Annotated in this window: 15 protein-coding genes; 8 read left to right on the forward strand and 7 right to left on the reverse strand. The window is 68.8% G+C overall.

Annotated features, from left to right (window positions below; translation table 11 throughout):
• Nucleotides 1–11: 11 nt before the first annotated feature.
• Entirely contained in the window at nucleotides 12–1592 is a 1581-nt protein-coding gene (locus BUQ68_RS08210) for a S10 family peptidase (RefSeq protein WP_075215436.1), read from the reverse strand.
• A gap of 367 nt (nucleotides 1593–1959) precedes the next feature.
• On the opposite strand from BUQ68_RS08210, the gene BUQ68_RS08215 reads away from it, so the two are divergent.
• A complete protein-coding gene (locus tag BUQ68_RS08215; RefSeq protein ID WP_075215437.1) occupies nucleotides 1960–3093 on the forward strand; it encodes a PQQ-dependent sugar dehydrogenase in 1134 nt (377 codons plus the stop codon).
• A gap of 64 nt (nucleotides 3094–3157) precedes the next feature.
• Here the strand turns inward: BUQ68_RS08215 and BUQ68_RS24205 are convergent, their stop codons facing one another.
• The 3 genes from BUQ68_RS24205 to BUQ68_RS08230 all read right to left on the reverse strand — a co-directional run bounded on the left by BUQ68_RS24205 (nucleotide 3158) and on the right by BUQ68_RS08230 (nucleotide 7834).
• Nucleotides 3158–5503, reverse strand: coding sequence for a methyl-accepting chemotaxis protein (locus BUQ68_RS24205; protein WP_139315179.1), 2346 nt, complete (start codon nucleotides 5501–5503; stop codon nucleotides 3158–3160).
• Nucleotides 5504–5891: 388 nt separating this feature from the next.
• Nucleotides 5892–7547: an alpha-amylase family protein gene (locus BUQ68_RS08225; RefSeq protein ID WP_075215439.1), complete on the reverse strand. Its 1656-nt coding sequence runs from the start codon at nucleotides 7545–7547 to the stop codon at nucleotides 5892–5894.
• Nucleotides 7548–7675: 128 nt separating this feature from the next.
• Nucleotides 7676–7834 (reverse strand): YqaE/Pmp3 family membrane protein, encoded by a 159-nt coding sequence (locus tag BUQ68_RS08230; protein WP_075215440.1) that lies wholly within the window; start codon nucleotides 7832–7834, stop codon nucleotides 7676–7678.
• Nucleotides 7835–8066: 232 nt separating this feature from the next.
• On the opposite strand from BUQ68_RS08230, the gene BUQ68_RS08235 reads away from it, so the two are divergent.
• Nucleotides 8067–9791 carry an IlvD/Edd family dehydratase gene (locus BUQ68_RS08235; RefSeq protein ID WP_075215441.1) on the forward strand — a complete coding sequence of 575 codons (1725 nt, stop codon included), beginning with the start codon at nucleotides 8067–8069 and terminating at the stop codon, nucleotides 9789–9791.
• 269 nt (nucleotides 9792–10060) lie between these two features.
• On the opposite strand, the gene BUQ68_RS08240 is transcribed toward BUQ68_RS08235, so the two are convergent.
• Nucleotides 10061–11086 carry a LysR family transcriptional regulator gene (locus BUQ68_RS08240; protein ID WP_083656406.1) on the reverse strand — a complete coding sequence of 342 codons (1026 nt, stop codon included), beginning with the start codon at nucleotides 11084–11086 and terminating at the stop codon, nucleotides 10061–10063.
• Nucleotides 11087–11418: 332 nt separating this feature from the next.
• Between BUQ68_RS08240 and chvE the strand changes: the two genes are divergently transcribed.
• The 6 genes from chvE (at nucleotide 11419) to BUQ68_RS08270 (ending at nucleotide 19155) form a co-directional block, all read left to right on the forward strand.
• Nucleotides 11419–12498, forward strand: coding sequence for a multiple monosaccharide ABC transporter substrate-binding protein (gene chvE / locus BUQ68_RS08245; RefSeq protein ID WP_075215442.1), 1080 nt, complete (start codon nucleotides 11419–11421; stop codon nucleotides 12496–12498).
• A 127-nt stretch (nucleotides 12499–12625) separates the two neighbouring features.
• Nucleotides 12626–14164, forward strand: a complete 1539-nt coding sequence (gene mmsA, locus BUQ68_RS08250) for a multiple monosaccharide ABC transporter ATP-binding protein (protein WP_075215443.1) — start codon at nucleotides 12626–12628, stop codon at nucleotides 14162–14164.
• A gap of 5 nt (nucleotides 14165–14169) precedes the next feature.
• A complete protein-coding gene (gene mmsB / locus BUQ68_RS08255) occupies nucleotides 14170–15372 on the forward strand; it encodes a multiple monosaccharide ABC transporter permease (RefSeq protein ID WP_075215516.1) in 1203 nt (400 codons plus the stop codon).
• Nucleotides 15373–15528: 156 nt separating this feature from the next.
• On the forward strand, nucleotides 15529–16521 hold the full coding sequence (gene araD1 / locus BUQ68_RS08260; protein WP_075215444.1) for an AraD1 family protein: 993 nt from the start codon (nucleotides 15529–15531) through the stop codon (nucleotides 16519–16521).
• A gap of 11 nt (nucleotides 16522–16532) precedes the next feature.
• Nucleotides 16533–17978 (forward strand): aldehyde dehydrogenase family protein, encoded by a 1446-nt coding sequence (locus BUQ68_RS08265; protein ID WP_075215445.1) that lies wholly within the window; start codon nucleotides 16533–16535, stop codon nucleotides 17976–17978.
• A gap of 157 nt (nucleotides 17979–18135) precedes the next feature.
• Nucleotides 18136–19155, forward strand: coding sequence for an aldose epimerase family protein (locus tag BUQ68_RS08270; RefSeq protein WP_075215446.1), 1020 nt, complete (start codon nucleotides 18136–18138; stop codon nucleotides 19153–19155).
• Here BUQ68_RS08270 and yjfF read toward each other — a convergent pair.
• Together yjfF and BUQ68_RS08280 are read right to left on the reverse strand one after the other, a co-directional pair.
• Nucleotides 19139–20143 carry a galactofuranose ABC transporter, permease protein YjfF gene (gene yjfF, locus BUQ68_RS08275; RefSeq protein WP_075215447.1) on the reverse strand — a complete coding sequence of 335 codons (1005 nt, stop codon included), beginning with the start codon at nucleotides 20141–20143 and terminating at the stop codon, nucleotides 19139–19141. The genes BUQ68_RS08270 and yjfF overlap by 17 nt on opposite strands.
• Nucleotides 20140–21138, reverse strand: a complete 999-nt coding sequence (locus tag BUQ68_RS08280; RefSeq protein ID WP_075215517.1) for an ABC transporter permease — start codon at nucleotides 21136–21138, stop codon at nucleotides 20140–20142. Before BUQ68_RS08280 ends, yjfF begins: the two co-directional genes overlap by 4 nt.
• Between the last annotated feature and the right edge of the window lie 2 nt (nucleotides 21139–21140).

Raw genomic sequence — 21140 nt, forward strand, 5'->3', positions numbered from 1 at the left:
GCCTGTCGCCATCAAGGCTCGCCCACCCCGTCGGCGCCTGCATAGACCGCGCGCACGTCCGCCTTCATGGCCGCCCGCACGTCGGGCCTCAGATACATCATGTGCCCGCCCTCATAGACCTCGGTGCGGATCGGCGCCGCGCCGATCAGCGGCGGCAACTGTTGCACCAGATATTCGGACGCCATGTAGGTGGTGACGAGGTCCGTATAGCCGTGGGTGATCAGCACCTTCATGGCCGGGTTCAGCGCGCGGGCCTCCTGCAGGTCGTCGAGCACGCCGGCAAAGCCCTGGCGAGACCCGCCGCCGCCATAATCCCACCGCCCGGCGATCTCGCCGTTGAGAAGGCGGTAGGTGATGTCCGTTCGAAACCCCAGTTCGTCGCGCACATAGGCCACCATGGCGGCGGTCAGTGCCGGCACGCTCCGGTCGAGGATCGGATCGGGACCGAGCGGCCCGTTCTGCTGCGGCGCCACGTCGGGCCCGGCGATCGAGCCGTCATAGCGGCTGAGGAGCCGGCCCGGGTCGAAGGTCTTGATAAAGACCGACACCGGCACCCGGGCGAACCGCCGGCGCACCTCCTCCACCGGCAGGCCGGTGTAGCGCGCCACCGTCTCGCTCGCCCGCTCGGCCGCCTCCACCGGGCCGGCGGCGAGCGCGACCAGATAGTCGTTGAGGGCGTAGCGCTCCACCTCGGCGAGGCGCTCGGCAAGCGCCGCGCTGCCGCGCACCCCTTGCTTCTCGAAGTTCACCGCGGCGAGCGACGGCAGCGTCAGCGCCCAGGTCAGCGGTTCGTAGTCCTCGCCGTAAAGGAGCGAGAATTCCAGCGCCGGCGAGATCAGCACCACGCCGCTCGGCGCGATGCCGGCGCTCTCCTGCAGCGTCTTCGCCAGGAGCGCCGCCCGGAAGCCGCCGTAGCTCTCGCCGGCCAGATAGACCGGCGCGCGCATCCGGTCGTTCGCCTGCAGGTGGAGGCGGATGAAGGCGCTCATCGCCTCCGCGTCGCGCTCCACCGACCAGAAGCGGTTCTCCTGCTCCTGGTCGGTACCCCGGCTGTAGCCGGTGCCCGGCGGGTCCACGAAGACCAGATCGGTGAGATCGAGCCAGGTGTCCGGATTGTCGATCAGTCGCTGCGGCGGCGGTAGGAAGTCGCCGCTCGCGGCGGTGTCGAGCACCCGTGGCCCGAGCGCGCCGAGGTGCAGGTAGGCGGAGGCCGCGCCCGGGCCGCCGTTGAACACGAAGGTCACCGGCCGGTCGGCGGCGCCGTCCTTCAGCCTGTAGGCGACGTGGAAGATCTCGGCCGTCACCTTGCCGGTCCCGTCACGAAGCGCCTGGGTGCCGGCCGTCACCGTGTAGGCGAGGGTGCCGCCGTCGACCGCGATGGACGCCTCGCGGGTGGTCGCCTGCGGCAGCAGGCTGAGGATGCCGCTCGTCGGGCGCGGCGCCGCTTCCGCCGTGCCGTCCTGTGCGGACGCGCCGCCGGCGTCCTCTGCGGCCACCGGTCCGCATACCACGAGCGTGAAGGCGATGAGGCATGCGCGCGCGACCGGAATCAGCGGCCTGCGTGTCGTCGTCCAGGGGGAGAGAGGCAGCATGAGGTTCGCTTGTCCTTGGATGAACGGTCCGACCCGGCAACCCGCCGGCTCCGCGGTCCGTTCCCTGGCCGTGGCTCGGTCGGAAGCGGAGCCGCGCGAGGGGGACGAGTCACGGCGAAGTGATGGGCTTTTTGATGACGCCGCGCCAACACGCCGGACCCGGCCGTCGTCCGGCATTTTCAGGCCGTTTTCGGCCTACACCCCGCCAGCTGTGCCGTCCTCTCCCGACCCGGACGGCCGCCCACGCCCTGGATCGGCGGGCGTGCGTCGCCATCTTGGGCAAAGGACGTGGGGGGAGCGCCATGGCCGCCCGCGACCCTGTTCGCAGACGTACCGGCCTTCAACGATCGAGGAGCACTGACCGCCCATGACCCGTTTCGCCATCGCCTGCAGTCTCGCCGCCCTTCTGACCGGACCGGTCGCCGCGCAGTCCGCCTCGACCGGCGACGCCGCCCTGTCGGTCACGCCGGTGGCCGAGGGCCTGAGCACGCCCTGGGGCCTCGCCTTCCTGCCCGACGGGCGCATGCTGGTGACCGAGAAGGCCGGCACGCTCCGGCTCGTCTCCACCGACGGCACCGTCTCCGAGCCGATCGCCGGGCTGCCCGACGTGGACGCGCGGGGGCAGGGCGGCCTTCTCGACGTCGCCATTCACCCGGACTTCGAGGAGAACCGGCTCGTCTACTTCACCTACTCCGAACCCGGTGAAAACCGGACCAACTCCACCGCCGTCGGTCGCGGCGCCCTCTCGGAGGACGGCACCGGCCTCAGAGACGTTGAGGTGATCTTCACCCAGCAGCCGAAGGTCGCCAGCACCAAGCACTTCGGCTCGCGCCTGGTGTTCGACAACAACGGCCACCTCTTCGTCGGCCTCGGCGAGCGCTCCGACGAGCAGTTCCGCGGCCAGGCGCAGGATCCCATGTCCCACCTCGGCAAGGTGGTCCGCCTCGATCCGGACGGATCGGTCCCGGCCGACAACCCCTATGCGGACGGCAGCGAGGCGCGGCCGGAGATCTGGTCGACCGGCCATCGCAACATCCAGGCGGCCGCCCTCAACCCGGCGTCGGGCGACCTCTGGGTGATCGAGCACGGTCCGCGCGGCGGCGACGAGGTGAACATCGCCAAGGCGCGCAACAACTACGGCTGGCCGGAGGTCTCCTTCGGCGTGAACTACAGCGGCAGCCCGGTCGGCACCGGCGCGGCGCAAGGCGAAGGCTTCACCGACCCGATCTACCAGTGGACGCCGGTCATCGCGCCCTCCGGCATGGTGTTCTACGGCGGCGACGCCTTCCCGGAGTGGCAGGGCGACCTCTTCGTCGGCGGTCTGCGGGCCAAGTCCCTGGTTCGGCTCGATGTTGACGGCGACCGGATCGTCGGCGAGGAGCGTCTCCTCGGCGACCTCGACAAGCGCATCCGCGACGTGGCCGAGGGCCCGGACGGGGCCCTCTACGTGATCACGGACGAGCGCAACGCCGCCGTCTATCGGATCGCGCCCCAGGACTGATCGGCGGTGCCGACCCCAACGGCGGGCGGGCGACACCGCCCGTCCGCCGTCAATTTGTCTCTGCCTAGCCCGTCCGAAGGCCGTCGAGGAACGACCGCACCGCTCCGTTCAGTTCGCCGGCCTGCTGGCTGAGGCGGCCGGCGGTGTTGCCGAGATCGAAGGAGATCGTCTCGGTCTCCGACACCGAGCGGTCCACCTCCGCCATGCTAGCCGAGACCGCCCTTATGGATCCGAGCGAGCGTGTCATGCTGTCGGTGATCTCCCGCGTGGCGGCGCCTTGCTCCTCCACGGCGGCCGCGATGCCGGATGCGATCTCCGACACATTGGCTATCACCTGCGAGATGCTGCCGACCGAGTCCACCGCCGCGCCGGTCGAGGCCTGGATCTCCTGCACCTGCACGACGATCTCGTCGGTCGCCCGGGCCGTCTGTTCGGCAAGGCTCTTCACCTCCGTCGCCACCACGGCGAAGCCGCGGCCGGCGTCTCCCGCCCGAGCCGCCTCGATGGTGGCGTTGAGGGCGAGGAGATTCGTCTGCGCGGCGATGTCGGAGATCAGCGACACCACGCTGCCGATCTTGCGGGCGGAGTCCGCCAGTCCCCGGATGATGCGGTCGGAATCGGAGGCCTGCGTCACCGCCGCGGAGGAGACCTCCTGGGCGCTCGCCACCTGCCGTCCGATCTCCGAGATGGAGGACACCAGCTCCTCGGCCGCGGCCGCCACCGTCTCCACCCCTTCGGTCGCGGTACCGGCCGACGCGCTCACCGCGCTCGACTGCTTGCTGCTCGACGCGGCTGCGCGATTGAGGGTCTCGGCCTTCCGCGACACGTCCTCCGAGGTCGCCGTCACGCCGTCCACGATGCCCTTCACCTTGGCCTCGAAGGTCTCGGCGAGGGCGATCTGCCGCGTCTCGTCGATCCAGGCCGCCAGGGACGACACCACATGCCCGGCCCGGTCGCGGATCGGCGTCACCTTGACGGCGAACCGACCCGTGCCGAGCGTCAGCGAAAACGCCCCGCCCGTTCCTCGGGCGCCGAACCGGTCGCGCTCCGCCGCAAGGCGCGGGTGGAGGGCGCCGACCTCCGCGCCCACGATGGTCGCCGGCAGGCTCGCCCGGTAGGGCGCCACCGCCGCATCGAAGGCGTGGTTGGCGTAGGCGATGCGGTTGTCGGCGGCGCCGACGGTCAACACCGCGAGCGGCATCTCGTCGACGATCTGGCGCAGTTCGAACGCCGCCATCACCTCCGCCTTCAGGTGGCCGTAGGCGCGGGCCATGTCGCCGATCTCGTCGCCGCGGTGCCCGTAGGGCAGATCCGTGGCCGTCCCGCCCGCGAGGGCCGTCAGGGCATCGGCGGTTCGTGCCAAGGGCTTCGCCGCCAGATGGCCGACTAGGAGGCCGCCGGCCGCGACGCCGATCACCACGAACACCACCGCGTAGGACACCTCCCGCTCCATGGCGTCGAACACCGGATAGGCTTCGCTCAGCGGAATGCGCACCAGCACGGTCCAGCCGAGGCCCGGATAGTCGTAGGCGCCGTTGGTGCGCACATGGGCGATCTTGATCGGGGTGCCGCTCTCCGGATCGATGTTCACCATCGATCCAGCTTCCGGCAGGTCCGCCAGCCGGAAGCCGCCCTCGTCGGCCAGCGTCTGATTCAGGATCACCGCGGGATCCCGATCATAGCGCGTGATCGGCTGGCCGCCGACCGTCTCCATGTCGAGGAGCAGGCGTCCCTCCGCGTCGGCGATCTCCAGGTGGGTGACCGCGTAGTTGGCGGCGAACTTGGCGCTGAAGCCCTGGGCGATCTGGTCGACCAGCCCGAAATCCGCGAAATTGGCCCAGACGCCGAGGATCCGGCCGGCATCGTCAACCACCCGGGCGGAGTAGACGATGACCATCCCGTCGTCGCCATAAAGCGCCCCGATGTCCCGGTCGAAGCCTGGCTGCTGGACCGCCGTGCCGGTGAAGCCGTTCGGGCCTTCCAGATAGCGCCCGTTCATGGCGTCCCGAAACCAGGTGGCGTCGGTGAACGCGCGGTCGTAGAAGGCCGCGGTTTCGATCGGTCTGCCCAGGTTGTCCACGGTGTTGACCGCCAGCACGGCCCCGGACGTGTCCACGAAGAGGGTCAGCCGGTAGAGACCGTAAAGCTTCATGTAGCCGTTCATCGCCTGCACGAGCGTGTTGCCCGGCGAGGGATTTCGATGGTTGGCCGGATCGCGCGTCGCGTCGTTCAGCCCGAAGGCCTGGGCGTCGCCATAGCGCTCGAAAAGGTTGCGGTCGATGGTGTCGCCGATCGCCTCCGCGATCTCCAGGTTCGTCCGGTCCAGCGCCTGCTCCAGGCTTGGCCGGTGATGAAACTGGAAGATGGCCAGGGCGGACAGTCCCGCCAAGAGCGTGACGCTCGCCAGCATGACGGCGATCTTGTGTGAGATTTTCCATTTCAGCCGCACGCGTGTTCCTCCCCCCGCCCGGACTGCGATCAACAAAACATTGTAGGTCTTCCAACAATTAACAGTGAGTATAAGATTTTGATACGAGCGTATTAATACCATTCGCTCGCTGCCGACGTCGCTCCTGCTCGGTGCCCATGTGTGAAGGGTGCATTGAATGCTTGAGATCTTCTATCGCGTTGCGACAACGGGGGATCGGCCGTCTGCGGCGCGCAGTCCTGTCGCCGCGCCCGGCCCTTGAACGACGCGCGTGCGGCATTGCGGGCGCGTCCCGGTCGGGGACGAACCTGCTCGCCGGCCCGTGTCGGCCGGAACAGGTCTTCGCGCCATCGACCCCGATGATTCGGCGTCAGATTTCGCTGCGGGTCAGCAGGTAGTCCAGGCCGCCGACCCGGTACCAGCGCAAGCCATAGGGCTCCATCAGCACGCTGAACGTGTTGCCGTCGTCCGGCTTCCGATGGTCGTGGCCAAGAAGATCCACCAGCGGCTTGTCGTCGAGGCCGGTGCGGAAATGCACTTCGCACGGCTTGGCAGAAAGGTTGTGGAGAAAGAGCACGCTGTTGCCGCGCCAGTCGTAGCGAAGGGCCAGAATGGCCTCCGCCCCGGTGTCCACCGGCACCAGGTCGCCCCATGCCACCTCCGGGATCTCCTTGCGCATGCGGATCATCCGCTCCAGCCAGTTGAGCAGGCTGTCGGCGTTCCGCCGCTGATAGGCGGCGTTGAGATGCGGGTAGCCGTAGGGGCCGTCCGTGATGACCGGCATCACCGGCGTGTCCGACTTGGTGAAGCCGCCGTGCGGCTCGTCCGACCATTGCATCGGCGTGCGGGCGCAGTAGCGCTCCGGCAGCGAGAGGTCGTCGCCCATGCCGATCTCGTCGCCGTAGCGGATCACCGGCACCCCCGGCAGCGTGAAGAGCAGCGAGTAGGCGAGTTTCAGCCGCCGCTCGTCGCCGTCCAGCATGGGTGCCAACCGGCGCCGGATACCGCGGTGGTAGAGCTGGTGCGTCTCCTCCGGACCGAAGGCGGCGAACACCTTGTCCCGGTCCTCGGGTGCCAGCCGGCCGAGATCGAGTTCGTCGTGGTTGCGCAGATGCAGGCCCCACTGGGCGGTGTCCGGCAGACCGCGGGTCTCCATCAGCGCCTTCACCAGCGGCTCCGTCCGCTCTGTCGCCATGGCCAGGAAGAGGTTCTGATTGACGTGGAAGTTGAACATCATCTGCAGGCGGTCGCTGTCGTCGCCCACGTAGTTGATGGTCTCCTCCGGCGCCACGTTCGCCTCGGCGAGCACGATGCTGTCCCCGCGCCGCCACTGGATGAACTGGCGGAACAGGCGCAGCATCTGGAACTGCTGTTTCGGCTTCTCGATGCCGGCGCCCTTCTCGGCGATCACGAAGGGCACCGCGTCCATGCGGAACCCGGAGACCCCGAGTTCCAGCCAGAAGCCCATGATCTTCAGGATCTCCGCCTGGACGTGCGGGTTGGCGGTGTTGAGATCCGGCTGGTGGTCGTAGAAGCGGTGGAAGTAGTAGGCGCCCGCCTTGGCGTCCTTCGTCCACGTGGTGACCTGCACGCCGGGGAAGATCATGCCTTCGTCGGCGTCCTTGGGCTTGGTCTTCGACCAGACGTACCAGTCCCGGTAGGGCGATTTCGGATCCAAGCGGGCCGATTGGAACCACGGGTGCTGGTCGGACGTGTGGTTGACCACGAGGTCGATGATCACCCGCATGCCGCGCTGCTTGGCCCCGTGGGCAAACTCCACGAAATCTCCGAGCGTGCCGTAGCGCGGGTCGATCCCGTAGTGGTCGCTCACGTCGTAGCCGTCGTCCTTGCCGGGCGAGGGCTGGAACGGCATCAGCCAGATCGCCGTGACGCCCAGCCCGTGCAGGTAGTCCAGTCGTCGTGTGAGGCCCTCGAAGTCGCCGACGCCGTCGCCGTTGGAGTCCATGAAGGTCTCCACCGACACGCAGTAGAAGACGGCGTTCTTGTACCAGAGGTCTTCGATCATGGCGGTGGTCCCGGCGGTTCTACGGACGACGTTGTTCGGACGGCGATGTCGAAGAGCGAACGCGGCCGGGGCCGGATCGTTCTCGCCCGTCGTCCGCCGCCCGCGCCGGGATGGCCGGGTGCGCGCGGTTACTTCCGCACGATCACCCAGATCGCGTGGATGATGCCGGGGATGTAGCCGAGGAGGGTGAGCAGGATGTTCAGCCAGAAATGAAGGCCGATGCCGACCTGCAGGAACACGCCGAGCGGCGGCAGCAGGATGGCGATCAGGATGCGAAGGATGTCCATGGTTAGCCTCTCCGAAGGGTGTTGGATGCGGTCCCACGGACAACGCCGCTGCAGCCCGGTCCGATCCCGACGTCATGTCGTGTTTACGCCCACGCTTGCCAAGGCCGCGCCATCCATCACCAAAACGGCATGACTTAGGGTCGAAACCGAATTGGACGGTTATCGATTGGCCGGCGTACGGTCTTCGCCGAAGAGCGCCGACAAGGCGCGAAAGGGGTCGAGGATCCGGACGATGGCCGACGAGAAGAAGCTGCGCAGCACGCAATGGTTCGGCCGCCGGGACAAGAACGGCTACATGTACCGCACCTGGATGAAGAACCAGGGCACCCCGGCGGACATGTTCGACGGCCGGCCCGTGATCGGCATCTGCAACACCTGGTCCGACCTCACCCCATGCAACGGCCATTTCCGCGAGCTCGCCGAATGGGTGAAGCGCGGCGTCTACGAGGCCGGCGGCTTTCCGCTGGAGTTTCCGGTGCTCTCCACCGGCGAGAGCCAGATGCGGCCGACCGCCATGCTGTTCCGCAACCTCGCCGCCATGGACGTGGAGGAGAGCATCCGCGCCAACCCGCTCGACGGCATCGTGCTCCTGATGGGCTGCGACAAGACCACGCCGTCGCTGCTCATGGGCGCCGCCTCCTGCGATCTGCCGACCATCGGGCTCTCCGGCGGTCCCATGCTCACCGGCCGCTACAAGGGCCGCGAGCTCGGCTCCGGCACCGGCATCTGGCAGATGACCGAGGAGATGCGCGCCGGCCGCATGACCTATGACGAGTTCACCGCGACGGAAAGCTGCATGCACCGGTCCAAGGGCCACTGCATGACCATGGGCACCGCCTCCACCATGGCCTCCATGGTCGAGGCCCTGGGGATGAGCCTCACCGGCTGCGCGGCGATCCCGGCGGTCGATGCCCGCCGCAACACCTACGCCCAGCTCACCGGCCGGCGGATCGTCCAGATGGTGAAGGACGACCTCGTCATGTCGAAGATCCTCACCCGCGCGGCCTTCGAGAACGCCATCCGCACCAACGCGGCCATCGGCGGCTCCACCAACGCGGTCATTCATCTCCTCGCCATCGCCGGCCGCATGGGCGTCGAGCTCGACCTCGCCGACTGGGACCGAATCGGCAGCCACGTCTCCTGCATCGTCGACATGCAGCCGTCCGGCCGCCACCTGATGGAGGACTTCTACTACGCCGGCGGCCTGCCCGCCGTGATGCGCGAGCTGCTCGACGCCGGCCTCCTCGACCCCGCCGCCCTCACGGTATCCGGCGAGACCGTCGGCGAGGCGGTCCGCGACGCGGAATGCTGGAACCGGGAGGTGATCACCCCCTACGAGGCGCCGTTCAAGCCGTCGTCCGGCATCGCGGTCCTGAAGGGCAACCTCGCCCCCAACGGCGCCGTCATCAAGCCGTCCGCCGCGAGCCCGCACCTCCTCGTCCACCGGGGCAGGGCGGTCGTCTTCTCCTCCATCGAGGACTTCCGCGCCCGCATCAACGACGAGGACCTCGACATCGACGAGACCTGCATCATGGTGCTGCAGAACTGCGGCCCCAAGGGCTACCCGGGCATGGCCGAGGTCGGCAACATGCCGCTGCCGCCGAAGGTGCTGCGCAAGGGCATCACCGACATGGTGCGTCTCTCCGACGCCCGCATGAGCGGCACCGCCTACGGCACCGTCGTCCTCCACACCTCGCCGGAAGCGGCCGCCGGCGGCCCGCTCGCCGTGGTGCGCGACGGCGACATCATCGCCCTCGACGTGCCGAACCGCACGCTCACTCTGGAAATCTCCGACGCCGACCTCGCCGCCCGCCTGAAGGACTGGACCGCCCCGCCGCTCCCCGAGCGCGGCTACGCCCGCCTCTACGTGGAACGCGTCATGGGCGCCGACAAAGGCGCCGACTTCGACTTCCTCGTCGGCAAGTCCGGCACCCCGGTGCTCCGCGACAGCCATTGAGCAGGGGAGGGAGGGGGCGCGGGGGCGGAGCAGCCGGCCCTGTGTGCGGCTCGCTCCGAGCCCATCTCCCCGCGCCCGCGACCGTCATGATCGGCGTCAGGCCGGCCGTCCACGCATTTCCATCGGCCCAATGCGTGGGTGGTCCGGCTGAACCGGACCATGACGGCGGTGGTTCAGCCCCGCTTCCCGAGACCGGCGGACACCTCCGCCAATCACCCCACCCGCGACCGTCATGGTCGGCGTCAGGCCGACCATCCACGCATCTTGCCTCATCCCGCCGGCCGGAACACCTCTTCCTCGATTGCCGCGTAGAGCACGGACGCCGCTGGCGACAGCGCGCGACCCTTGACCTTAATGAGGCCGTAGGGCTCCACCGCCACCGGGTCCTCCAGCCGCAAGAGGCGGAAGCTGCCGGCCGACAGGAAAAGCTCCGCCACCGGGATGGCGAGCGGCGCGATGGCGTCGGTCTTGGCGGCCATCACCAGCGTCATCAGGATGGAGCCGGTCACCACCACGCGGGTCGGCGGCGGCACGCCGTGGCGGCGCATCATCACCTCCACGCTGCGCCGGAGCAGGGAGCCGCGCGGCTGCAGCACCCATTCCTGGTCGTGCAGGTCGCCGGCCGAAACCCGCTCCTTGCTGGCGAGCGGGTGATCGGCCCGCACCAGGAGGCACGCCTCCTCCGGGCCGATCTCCCGGTAGTCGAACGGCTCCGGGTCGATGCCGTTCGGAATGCGCGCGATCGCAAAATCGAGCCGTGAGGCGAGCAGCCGCTCGGCGAGCACGTCGGAGGTCTCCACGTCCACGCTCACCTGCAACTGCGGCAGGCGGCGGCGCACCGCCTGGATGGCGCTCACCACCGTCTCCACCGCCGGCGCCATCACGGATCCGACCGCCACGGTGCCGCCCTCGCCGGCGCGGAGCGCGGCGATCTCCTCGCCCGCCTGACCGAGTTCGGCCAGCACTGTGCGGGTGCGCCGGATCAGCGCCTCGCCGTACCAGGTGGGCTCCACGCCGCGCGCCAGGCGCTCGAACAGCGGCACGCCGACGATCTTCTCGATCTCGCCCAGCATCTTGGAGGCCGCCGGCTGCGACAGGTTCAGCGCCATGGCGGCCCGGTGCAGCTTGCGGTGATCGTCGAGCGCCACGAGGAGGTTCAGGTGCCGGAGCTTCAGCCCGGTGCGCAGCAGCCGCTCGCCGTGGCTGCCGCGCTGTCCGGCCCCGCCTTGCCGGGTGCCGGCCACCGGCCGCAGGCGTCCGCCGGACGGCTCGTCGTCCGCGTCCGATGTGTCCATGCCCATGGTCTCGAAACTCCCCCCGAAGTCGGAATTATCCATACGCTTTTTGATATAGCAAGAGCTTGAATTATCATTAGACCGTTATGCGTCCGCGCTCCTATGGTCAGGGCGCCCTATCGACCGATCGGAGGAGGCCGCAGGTCGACGGGGCAGGGGGGTCGAGGGATGGGTCTGGCGCCGCGCGCCGACCGTCTCCCATCCGGCGCCGCGAGGAGAGGCCGAACGCCGGCGCGCCGTGATCAAAGCGCCGTTTGGCCGAAAACAGGCCCGCCGCCTCAAGGAGGTGTCGGCGCCCACGAAGAAGACAGACCAGAAGGGGAGGGGAACCCATGACTTCACTGAAGACGCTCGTCGCAGCGCTCGCGCTCGGAGCCCTGTCGCTCACCGGCGTGTCGCTCACGCAGGATGCCTACGCTCAGGACAAGGGCGCCGTCGGCATTTCCATGCCCACCAAGTCGTCCGCCCGTTGGATCTCCGACGGCGACAGCATGGTCAAGGAGTTCACCGCGCGCGGCTATCAGCCGGACCTGCAGTACGCGGAGGACGACATCCCGAACCAACTCGCCCAGATCGAGAACATGATCACCAAGGGCGTGAAGGTCCTGGTCATCGCGGCGATCGACGGCACCACCCTGTCGGACGCCCTGCAGCAAGCCGCCGACCAGGGCATCAAGGTCATCGCCTACGACCGCCTCATCCGCGACAGCGCCAACGTCGACTACTACGCCACGTTCGACAACTTCCAGGTCGGCGTGCTGCAGGCCCAGTCGATCGAAAGCGAACTGGACCTGAAGAACGCCGCCGGTCCGTTCAACATCGAGCTGTTCGGCGGCTCGCCGGACGACAACAACGCCTTCTTCTTCTACAACGGCGCCATGAGCGTGCTGCAGCCCTACATCGACAGCGGCAAGCTCGTCGTGCAGTCCGGCCAGATGGGCATGGACAAGGTCGGCACCCTGCGCTGGGACGGTGCGGTCGCCCAGTCCCGCATGGACAACATCCTGTCGGCCTACTACACCGACAAGAAGGTGGACGCGGTCCTCTCCCCCTATGACGGCCTCTCGATCGGCATCCTGTCGTCGCTGAAGGGCGTCGGCTACGGCTCGCCGGACCAGCCCTTCCCGGTGGTGACCGGCCAGGACGCGGAAGTGCCGTCGGTGAAGTCCATCCTCGCCGGCGAGCAGCGCTCCACCATCTTCAAGGACACCCGCGAACTCGCCAAGGTCACCGTCGGCATGGTCGACGCGCTCCTCGGCGGCGGCACGCCGGAGATCAACGACACCACGACCTACGACAACGGCGTCAAGGTCGTGCCGTCCTACCTCCTGAAGCCGGTGTCGGTGGACAAGTCCAACTGGAAGGACGTCCTGATCGGCAGCGGCTACTACGAGGAATCGCAGATCAACTGATCCGCGCCGTCCGGCCCGGCCGGACGGAACCCTCGAAGCCGCAAGGCGACCTCACCAACGCGGGCGGCGGCCGACGCCGCCCGTCGTCGCGACCGCAGCAACCCCAACCGAGACGAGCCGCGAAGCCATGGGCGCCATCCTGGACATGCGCGGAATCAGCAAGTCCTTCCCGGGCGTGAAGGCGCTGGTGAACGTGAACCTGACCGTGGAGGCCGGCGAGATCCACGCGGTCGTCGGCGAGAACGGCGCCGGCAAGTCCACGCTCATGAAGGTGCTGTCCGGCGTCTATCCGCACGGCAGCTACGAGGGCGCCATCCACTTCGCCGGCGAGGAGCGCCGCTTCCACACCATCGCGGACAGCGAGCGGATCGGCATCATCATCATCCACCAGGAACTCGCCCTGGTGCCGCTCCTCTCCATCGCGGAGAACATTTTCCTCGGCAACGAGCCGGCCCGCTTCGGGGTGATCGACACGTCGCTGCGCTACCGCCGCACCCAGGATCTGCTCGCCAAGGTGGGCCTGAAGGAAAGCCCGGACACGCTGATCACCCATCTCGGCGTCGGCAAGCAGCAACTCGTGGAGATCGCCAAGGCGCTCTCCAAGGAAGTGCGCCTCCTCATCCTCGACGAGCCGACCGCCAGCCTCAACGAGACCGACAGCGCCGCCCTCCTCGACCTTCTGCTGGAGTTCAAGGCGCAGGGCATCGCCTCCATCCTGATCAGCCACAAGCTGAACGAGATCTCCAAGGTCGCCGACCGCATCACGGTGATCCGCGACGGCGCCACCGTGGACACGCTGGACTGCCGGGCCGAGACCATCAGCGAGGACCGCATCATCCGCGCCATGGTGGGCCGCCCGCTCGCCGACCGCTATCCGCCGCGAAACCCGAAGATCGGCGAACCCATCCTTGCCGTGAAGGACTGGCGCGTGCACCACCCGATCCACCAGGAGCGGGTCGTCATCAAGGACGTGAGCTTCGAGGTCCGCCGCGGCGAGGTGCTGGGCATCGCCGGCCTGATGGGCGCCGGGCGCACCGAACTCGCCATGAGCCTGTTCGGCCGCGCCTACGGCAAGCGCATCAGCGGCAAAGTGGAGATGGAAGGCCGGCCGGTCGACGTCTCCACTATCCAGAAGGCGGTCGCCGCCGGCCTCGCCTACGTGACGGAGGACCGCAAGACCCTCGGCCTGGTGCTCGCCGAGGACATCGTGCGCAATGTCACCCTCGCCAACCTGCCCGGCGTCTCCACCGGCGGCATGATCGACGACATGCGCGAGCTCCAGGTCGCCTCCGGCTACCGCCAGACCCTCGCCATCCGCTGCGCCAGCGTCTACCAGCAGACCGTCAACCTCTCCGGCGGCAACCAGCAGAAGGTCGTCCTCTCCAAGTGGCTGTTCGCCGGGCCTAAGGTGCTCATCCTCGACGAGCCCACCCGCGGCATCGACGTCGGCGCCAAGTACGAGATCTACTCGATCATCAACAGGCTCGCCGACGAGGGCAAGGCGGTCATCATGATCTCCTCGGAGATGCCGGAACTCCTCGGCATGTGCGACCGCATCCTGGTGATGAACGAAGGCGCCTTCGTCGGCGCCTTCACGGCGGCCGAGGCCTCCCAGGAGGCGATCATGCGATCCATCATGCAGTCGACGATGAAGAAGACGGGATGACCTCCATGGACCAGCGCACGCCCGCCCAGGCTCTGAAGCCGCCCCCGTCCCGCCCGTCGGGCACGGGCTTCCTGCAGGCGAACATCCGCGAATACGGCATGATGCTGTCGCTGTTCGCCATCATGGTGCTGTTCGAGGTGCTGACCAACGGCACGCTCCTGAAGCCGCTCAACGTCACCAACCTCATCCTGCAGAACAGCTACATCGTCATCATGGCGCTCGGCATGCTGCTCGTCATCGTGGCCGGCCACATCGACCTGTCGGTCGGCTCCGTGGTGGGCTTCGTCGGCGCGCTCGCCGCCGTCATGATGGTGCAGTGGGACGTGCACTACGTGCCGGCCACCATCGCGTGCCTGGCGGTCGGCGCCCTCATCGGGGCGGCGCAGGGCTACTGGGTGGCCTTCTACAAGATCCCGTCCTTCATCGTCACTCTCGCCGGCATGCTGGTGTTCAAGGGGCTGACGCTCGCGCTCCTCGCCGGCCAGTCGGTCGGCCCCTTCCCGAAGGAGTTCCAGCTCCTCTCCTCCGGCTTCATCCCCGACGTGTTCGCCGGCGAGACGCTGAAGATCACCTCCTTCCTCATCGGCATCGGGCTTGCCGCCGTGATGGTGGTGGTCAACGTGAAGAGCCGGGCGACGGCCCTGAAGCACGGGGTGGAGAACGAGCCGTTCGGCTTCTTCGTCGCCAAGAACGCCATCTTCGCCGGCCTCATCGCCTACTTCGCCTACCTCCTCTCCACCTACAAGGGCCTGCCGAACGTCCTCATCGTGATGGCGCTCCTCATCGCCCTCTACACCTTCGTCACCAACCGCACGACGGTCGGCCGGCGCATCTACGCCCTCGGCGGCAACGAGAAGGCGGCCCGCCTTTCCGGCATCAAGACCGAGCGGCTGACCTTCCTCACCTTCGTCAACATGGGCCTGCTCGCCGGCCTCGCCGGCCTCATCTTCGCCGCCCGCCTCAACACTGCGACGCCGAAGGCCGGCCTCGGCTTCGAACTCGACGTGATCGCGGCCGTCTTCATCGGCGGCGCGTCCGCGTCCGGCGGCGTTGGCAAGGTCATCGGCGCGGTGATCGGCGCCTTCGTCATGGGCGTGATGAACAACGGCATGTCCATCCTCGGCGTCGGCATCGACTACCAGCAGGTCATCAAGGGCCTGGTGCTCCTCGCCGCCGTCTTCCTCGACGTCTACAACAAGAACAAGTGACGGCCGGGCGGGGAACGCGCACCCCGCAACGGTTCCGGCTCCCGCACCGGACCCGGCATCCGGGCCTTGACGACCACCGTGTCCGCGCCCTTCGCCCCGCATCCCGTTCAGGGACGGACCGACCACGCCCATCCCCCAGCATCCAAGGATTGCCCCATGCGTCTCTCCCAGTTCCGCCTTGAAACCGGCGAGCGCCGGGTCGCGGCCGTGCTCGACGACGGTTCGGCCGTCGTGGTGCCGGGCGTCGCCTCCACTCACGCGCTCGCCCTGGAGGCCATCGGGGCCGGGCAGCGCCTTGCGGCGGCGGTGTCGGCGCGTCTTGCCGGCGCCGAGCCGGTGGATCTCGAGGCCGTCCTCCGCGATGGGCGCATGCTGGTACCGCTCGACCATCCGGACCCTGCACACGCCTACATCACCGGCACCGGCCTCACCCACCTCGGCAGCGCCGAGGGGCGGGACAAGATGCACAAGGACCTCGCCGATCCGTCCAAGCTCACCGACAGCATGAAGATGTTCAAGAAGGGCATCGAGGCCGGCAAGCCGGCTCCCGGCCAGACCGGCGTCGCGCCGGAGTGGTTCTACAAGGGCGACGGCTCCACCGTGGTGGCGCCCGGCCAGCCGCTGCCGTCGCCGTCCTTCGCCCTCGACGCGGGCGAGGAGCCGGAGATCGTCGGCCTCTACGTGATCGGGCCGGACGGCACGCCCTTCCGCCTCGGCTTCGCCCTCGGCAACGAATTCTCCGACCACGTGACCGAGCGGGAGAACTATCTCTACCTCGCCCACTCCAAGCTGCGCGCCTCGTCCTTCGGGCCGGAGATCCTGGTCGGGCCGCTGCCTGGACACGTGGCGGGCGTCTCGCGCATCTTGCGGGGCGGGGGCATCCGCTGGCAGAAGCCGTTCGTCTCCGGCGAGGACAACATGTGCCACGCCATCGCCAACCTGGAGCACCACCACTTCAAGTACGGCCTGTTCCGCCGCCCCGGCGACGTGCACGTGCACTACTTCGGCACCGCCACGCTCTCCTTCTCCGACGGGATCCGAACGGAGCCGGGCGACGTTTTCGAAATCTCCGCGCCGCCGTTCGGCCTGCCCCTGCGCAACGCGGTCGGCCAGGCCCCGGCCGGCGTTCCCGCCGTCCGCGCCCTCTGAAGGAGCCCCCCATGACCGCCCCCTTCTCGAACTTCATCGCCGGCGAATGGGTCGCCGCCTCCGAGGCCGCCCCGAACGTCAATCCGTCCAACCTCGCCGACACGGTCGGCGACTTCGCCCGCGGCACCGCCGCCGACGTGGACGCGGCCGTCGCCGCCGCCAAGGCCGCCTTCCCGGCCTGGTCGCGCTCGGTGCCCTACGCCCGGCACGAGATCCTGAAGAAGGCCGCCGCCGAAATCCTCGCCCGCAAGGAGGAACTCGGCCGCCTCTTGTCGCGCGAGGAGGGCAAGACCCTTGCAGAGGGCATCGGCGAGGTCACCCGCGCCGGCCAGATCTTTGAGTTCTTCGCCGCCGAGACCGTGCGCCTTTCCGGCGAGACCGTGGCGTCCGTGCGTCCCGGCGTCGGCTTGGAGGTGACGCGCGAGCCGCTCGGCATCATCGGCATGATCACGCCCTGGAACTTCCCGATCGCCATCCCGGCCTGGAAGATCGCCCCGGCGCTCGCCTACGGCAACTGCGTCGTGTTCAAGCCTGCCGAACTGGTGCCCGGCTCCGCCCACGCGCTGGTCGACATCCTGGTCCGCGCCGGCGTGCCGGCCGGCGTCCTCAACCTCGTCATGGGCAAGGGCTCGGTGGTCGGCCAGCGGCTCCTCGACCATCCGGACGTCACCGCCATCACCTTCACCGGCTCGGTCTCCACCGGCCGCCGGGTCGCCGCCGCCGCCATCGCGGGCGAGACCATGAAGAAGGTGCAGCTGGAGATGGGCGGCAAGAACCCGCTCGTCGTCCTCGACGACGCGGACCTCGCCATCGCGGTGGAGACCGCCGTCAATGGCGCCTTCTTCTCCACCGGCCAGCGCTGCACCGCCTCGTCGCGCCTCATCGTCACCGAGGGCATCCACGACCGCTTCGTCGCCGCCGTCACCGAGCGCCTGAACGGCCTCGTGGTCGACGACGCCTTGAAGGCCGGCACCCACATCGGCCCGGTGGTGGACGAGAGCCAGCTCGCCCAGGACATGCGCTATATCGAGGTCGGCCGCGCCGAGGGCGCCACGCTCGCCTATGGCGGCGAGCGGCTGAACCGGGAGAGCGAGGGCTTCTACCTGCAGCCGGCGCTCTTCACCGAGGTCACCAACAGCATGCGCATCGCCCGCGAGGAGATTTTCGGCCCGGTCGCCGCCGTGATCCGGGTGAAGGACTACGACGAGGCGCTCACTGTTGCCAACGACACCCCGTTCGGCCTCTCGTCCGGCATCTGCACCACCAGCCTGAAGCACGCCACCCACTTCAAGCGCAACGCCGACGCCGGCATGGTGATGGTGAACCTGCCGACCGCGGGCGTCGACTTCCATGTCCCTTTCGGCGGCCGCAAAGGCTCCAGCTACGGCCCACGCGAACAGGGCAGCTACGCCCGCGAGTTCTTCACCCAGGTGAAGACCGCCTACACGCTGGCCTGACGGTCGGCGTTGAACAAAAGCGTGGGCGGTCCGCCTGCGCGGACCATGACGAGCGAGGCGAGTGTGGCTCCGCCAGCTCCCATCACCCTCCACCGTCATGGTCCGCGCAGGCGGACCACCCACGCTTTCCCTTCTTCTCCCCCACCCCTGAGGCTCCATGTCCGACGTCCGCCCCTTCGGCACCCTCCCGGATGGCCGCGCCGTCCACGAGATCCGGCTCGTCGGCGACGGCATCCGGGCGTCCGTCCTCACCTACGGTGCCGTCCTCCGTGACCTGGAGGTGGAGACCCCCAGCGGCTGGCGGCGCGTCGTCCTCGGCTATCCGCGCCTTGAGGATTATCTCGCCCACTCCAACTACTTCGGCTGCATCGCCGGCCGCTGCGCCAACCGCATCCGCGACGGCCGCTTCACCCTCGACGGGGTGGAGCACCAGCTCACCTTGAACGAGAAGGGGCGCACCCACCTGCACGGCGGCGTCGACGGCTTCGACCAGCGGCTCTGGACCCTCGACGGCGCCACCGCCAACGAGGCGCATCTCAGCCTCGTCTCGCCGGACGGCGACCAGGGCTACCCCGGCACGCTGACCGCCACCGTCACCTACCGGCTCGGCGCCCGGTCGGCGGATCTCGTCATGACCGCCGCGACCGATCGGCCGACCCTCGTCAACCTCGCCGGCCACAGCTATTTCGACCTCGACGACGCCGGCGACATCACCGCCCACGAGACCATGATCCCGGCGGAGACCTACACGCCTGTCGATGCCGACCTGATCCCGACCGGCGTTCTGGCGCCCGTCGCGGGCACGCCGTTCGACTTCCGCGCGCCGCGCCGCTTCCACGAGGCCACCGGCCAGACGGTCGCCTACGACCACAACTTCGTCGTCGCCGAAACGCCCGCGCCGGCCCCGCGGCTGATGGCGCGCGTGCGCGGCCCGAAGACCGGGCTCACCCTGGAGGTCCACTCCACTGAGCCCGGCCTGCAGGTCTATGACGGCAACATGATCGCAACGCCCGCCGCGACGCTTTCCGGCCGCGTGCCGCAGGTGAACGACGGCTTCTGCCTGGAGCCGCAGCGCTTCCCCGACGCGCCGCACCACCCGGCCTTCCCGAGCGTCGTCCTCCGTCCCGGCGAGACCTACCGCCAGGAAACCGCCTACCGCTTCATCCTGCCGGACTGACAACCGGCATCCCGGTCGCCAGCCGCGCCGCCTCCCGGCGGCGGGCGGCCATGTGGACGAGGCCGCGCTGGAACACGATGAAGGCGAACAGCAGGCCGCCGATCACGATCTTCGTCCACCAGGAGGAGAGCGTGCCGTCGAAGATCACATAGGTCTGGATCAGCCCCTGGATCATCACGCCGAGGAAGGTGCCCGCCACGGTGCCGACGCCGCCGGTCAGGAGCGTGCCGCCGATCACCACCGCCGCGATGGTGTCGAGCTCCACGCCGGTCGCGGCCAGCGAATAGCCGGCGGACGTGTAGAGCGAGAACACGATCCCGGCGAGGCCGGCGAGGCCGCTGGAAAGCGCGTAGATCAGGATGGTCGTGCGGGCGACCGGCACGCCCATCAGCTCCGCCGAGGTGCGGTTGCCGCCAAGCCCGTAGACCGCCGTGCCGAAGCGCGTGCGGTGGGCGAGCACGATGCCGGCGATGAAGACCAGCACCATCACGCCGCCGATCAGCGACAGCCGCCCGCCGGACGGGATGCGCCAGGAAAGGCCCGTGAGCGTGTCGTAGACCGGATGGTCGATCGGAATGGAATCCGTCGTCATCAGGAAGCAGACGCCCCGGGCGAGGAACATGCCGGCGAGCGTCACGATGAAGGGCGGCGTCTCCAGATAGTGGATCATCGCCCCCATCACCGCCCCGAAGGCCGTGGTGATCGCCAGCACCAGGATGAATCCCGCCACCGGGTCGAGCCCCGCACGGATGGTGACGGCGAGGAAGACGCCCGTGAAGGCGATCACCGAGCCGACGGAGAGGTCGATCCCGCCGGAGAGGATCACGAACGTCATGCCGACCGCCACGATCCCCAGGAAGGCGTTGTCGGTCAGAAGGTTCGCCACCACGCGGGTGGACAGCATGGCGGGAAACTGCAGCGCGCAGAGCGCGTAGGCGAGGAGGAAGACCCCGAGGGTTGCCAGAAGCGGCAGCGTGCGCGGGTTCATCGGCGGCTCTCCGGCGGTCGGAGGAAGGTCTTCATGCGGCTGGCGGCCGGCGACTGCACGATGAGGATGAGCACGATCACCGTGGCCTTGACGATGAGGTTCATCTCCGGCGGATAGCCGGAGAGGAGGATGCCGGTGTTCATCGCCTGGATGACGAAGGCGCCGACGAGCGACAGAAGGATGGAGAAGCGTCCGCCGAACAGCGACGTGCCGCCCACTACCACTGCCAGGATGGCGTCGAGCTCCAGCCAGAGCCCAGCATTGTTCGCGTCCGCACCGCGGATGTCCGAGGCCGCGATCAGGCCCGCCACCGCGGCTCCGAGGCCGGAGACCGCGTAGGCGGCGATCAGCACGCTGCGGCTGTCGACGCCCGCGTAGGTCGCCGCCGTGCGGTTGATGCCGATCGCCTCGATCAGGAGCCCGAGGGCGGTGAAGCGGACGAGCGCCGCCGCCAGTCCCGCGAGCGCGAAGGCGATCACCACCGGCATCGGCAGGCCGAGGAGCGAGGCCCCGGCCACCGCGATCAGCCCCTCGTGGGTGAAGGTCACGATCTGGCCCTCGGTCACCAGCTGGGCGATGCCGCGCCCGGTCACCATCAGGATCAGCGTGGCGATGATCGGCTGGATGTCGAGCACCGCCACCAGGATGCCGTTCCAGAGCCCGCAGGCGAGCCCGACGGCGAGGGCCGCGAGCACGATCACCGGCAGCGAATGGCCGTCCGCGGCGAGCGTCGCCGCCACCGCGCCGGCGATCGCCATCACGGCGCCGACCGACAGGTCGACGCCCTTGGTGGCGATGACGAGCGTCATGCCGATCGCCAGGATGGCCACCGGTGCCCCCCGGTTCAGGACGTCGATCAGGCTGCCGAAGAGACGTCCGTCCTGCAGGCGAAGATCGAAGAAGTCCGGGAACACGAGCCAGTTGGCGAAGAGCACCAGGGCGAAGGTGAGGATCTGCGGCGTTGCCGCCGGCAGGGCGCGGAACGGGCGGGCCAGCG

This window comes from Mongoliimonas terrestris, from assembly GCF_001927285.1.
Lineage (GTDB): Bacteria > Pseudomonadota > Alphaproteobacteria > Rhizobiales > Pleomorphomonadaceae > Chthonobacter > Chthonobacter terrestris.

Coding starts and splice junctions, on each gene's coding strand:
- yjfF (WP_075215447.1), bottom strand. CDS start 20,143: ATGAACCCGCGCACGCTGCCGCTTCTGGCAACCCTCGGGGTCTTCCTC.
- BUQ68_RS08215 (WP_075215437.1), top strand. CDS start 1,960: ATGACCCGTTTCGCCATCGCCTGCAGTCTCGCCGCCCTTCTGACCGGA.
- BUQ68_RS24205 (WP_139315179.1), bottom strand. CDS start 5,503: ATGCTGGCGAGCGTCACGCTCTTGGCGGGACTGTCCGCCCTGGCCATC.
- mmsB (WP_075215516.1), top strand. CDS start 14,170: ATGGACCAGCGCACGCCCGCCCAGGCTCTGAAGCCGCCCCCGTCCCGC.
- BUQ68_RS08240 (WP_083656406.1), bottom strand. CDS start 11,086: ATGGACACATCGGACGCGGACGACGAGCCGTCCGGCGGACGCCTGCGG.
- chvE (WP_075215442.1), top strand. CDS start 11,419: ATGACTTCACTGAAGACGCTCGTCGCAGCGCTCGCGCTCGGAGCCCTG.
- BUQ68_RS08235 (WP_075215441.1), top strand. CDS start 8,067: ATGGCCGACGAGAAGAAGCTGCGCAGCACGCAATGGTTCGGCCGCCGG.
- araD1 (WP_075215444.1), top strand. CDS start 15,529: ATGCGTCTCTCCCAGTTCCGCCTTGAAACCGGCGAGCGCCGGGTCGCG.
- BUQ68_RS08210 (WP_075215436.1), bottom strand. CDS start 1,592: ATGCTGCCTCTCTCCCCCTGGACGACGACACGCAGGCCGCTGATTCCG.
- mmsA (WP_075215443.1), top strand. CDS start 12,626: ATGGGCGCCATCCTGGACATGCGCGGAATCAGCAAGTCCTTCCCGGGC.
- BUQ68_RS08230 (WP_075215440.1), bottom strand. CDS start 7,834: ATGGACATCCTTCGCATCCTGATCGCCATCCTGCTGCCGCCGCTCGGC.
- BUQ68_RS08270 (WP_075215446.1), top strand. CDS start 18,136: ATGTCCGACGTCCGCCCCTTCGGCACCCTCCCGGATGGCCGCGCCGTC.
- BUQ68_RS08265 (WP_075215445.1), top strand. CDS start 16,533: ATGACCGCCCCCTTCTCGAACTTCATCGCCGGCGAATGGGTCGCCGCC.
- BUQ68_RS08225 (WP_075215439.1), bottom strand. CDS start 7,547: ATGATCGAAGACCTCTGGTACAAGAACGCCGTCTTCTACTGCGTGTCG.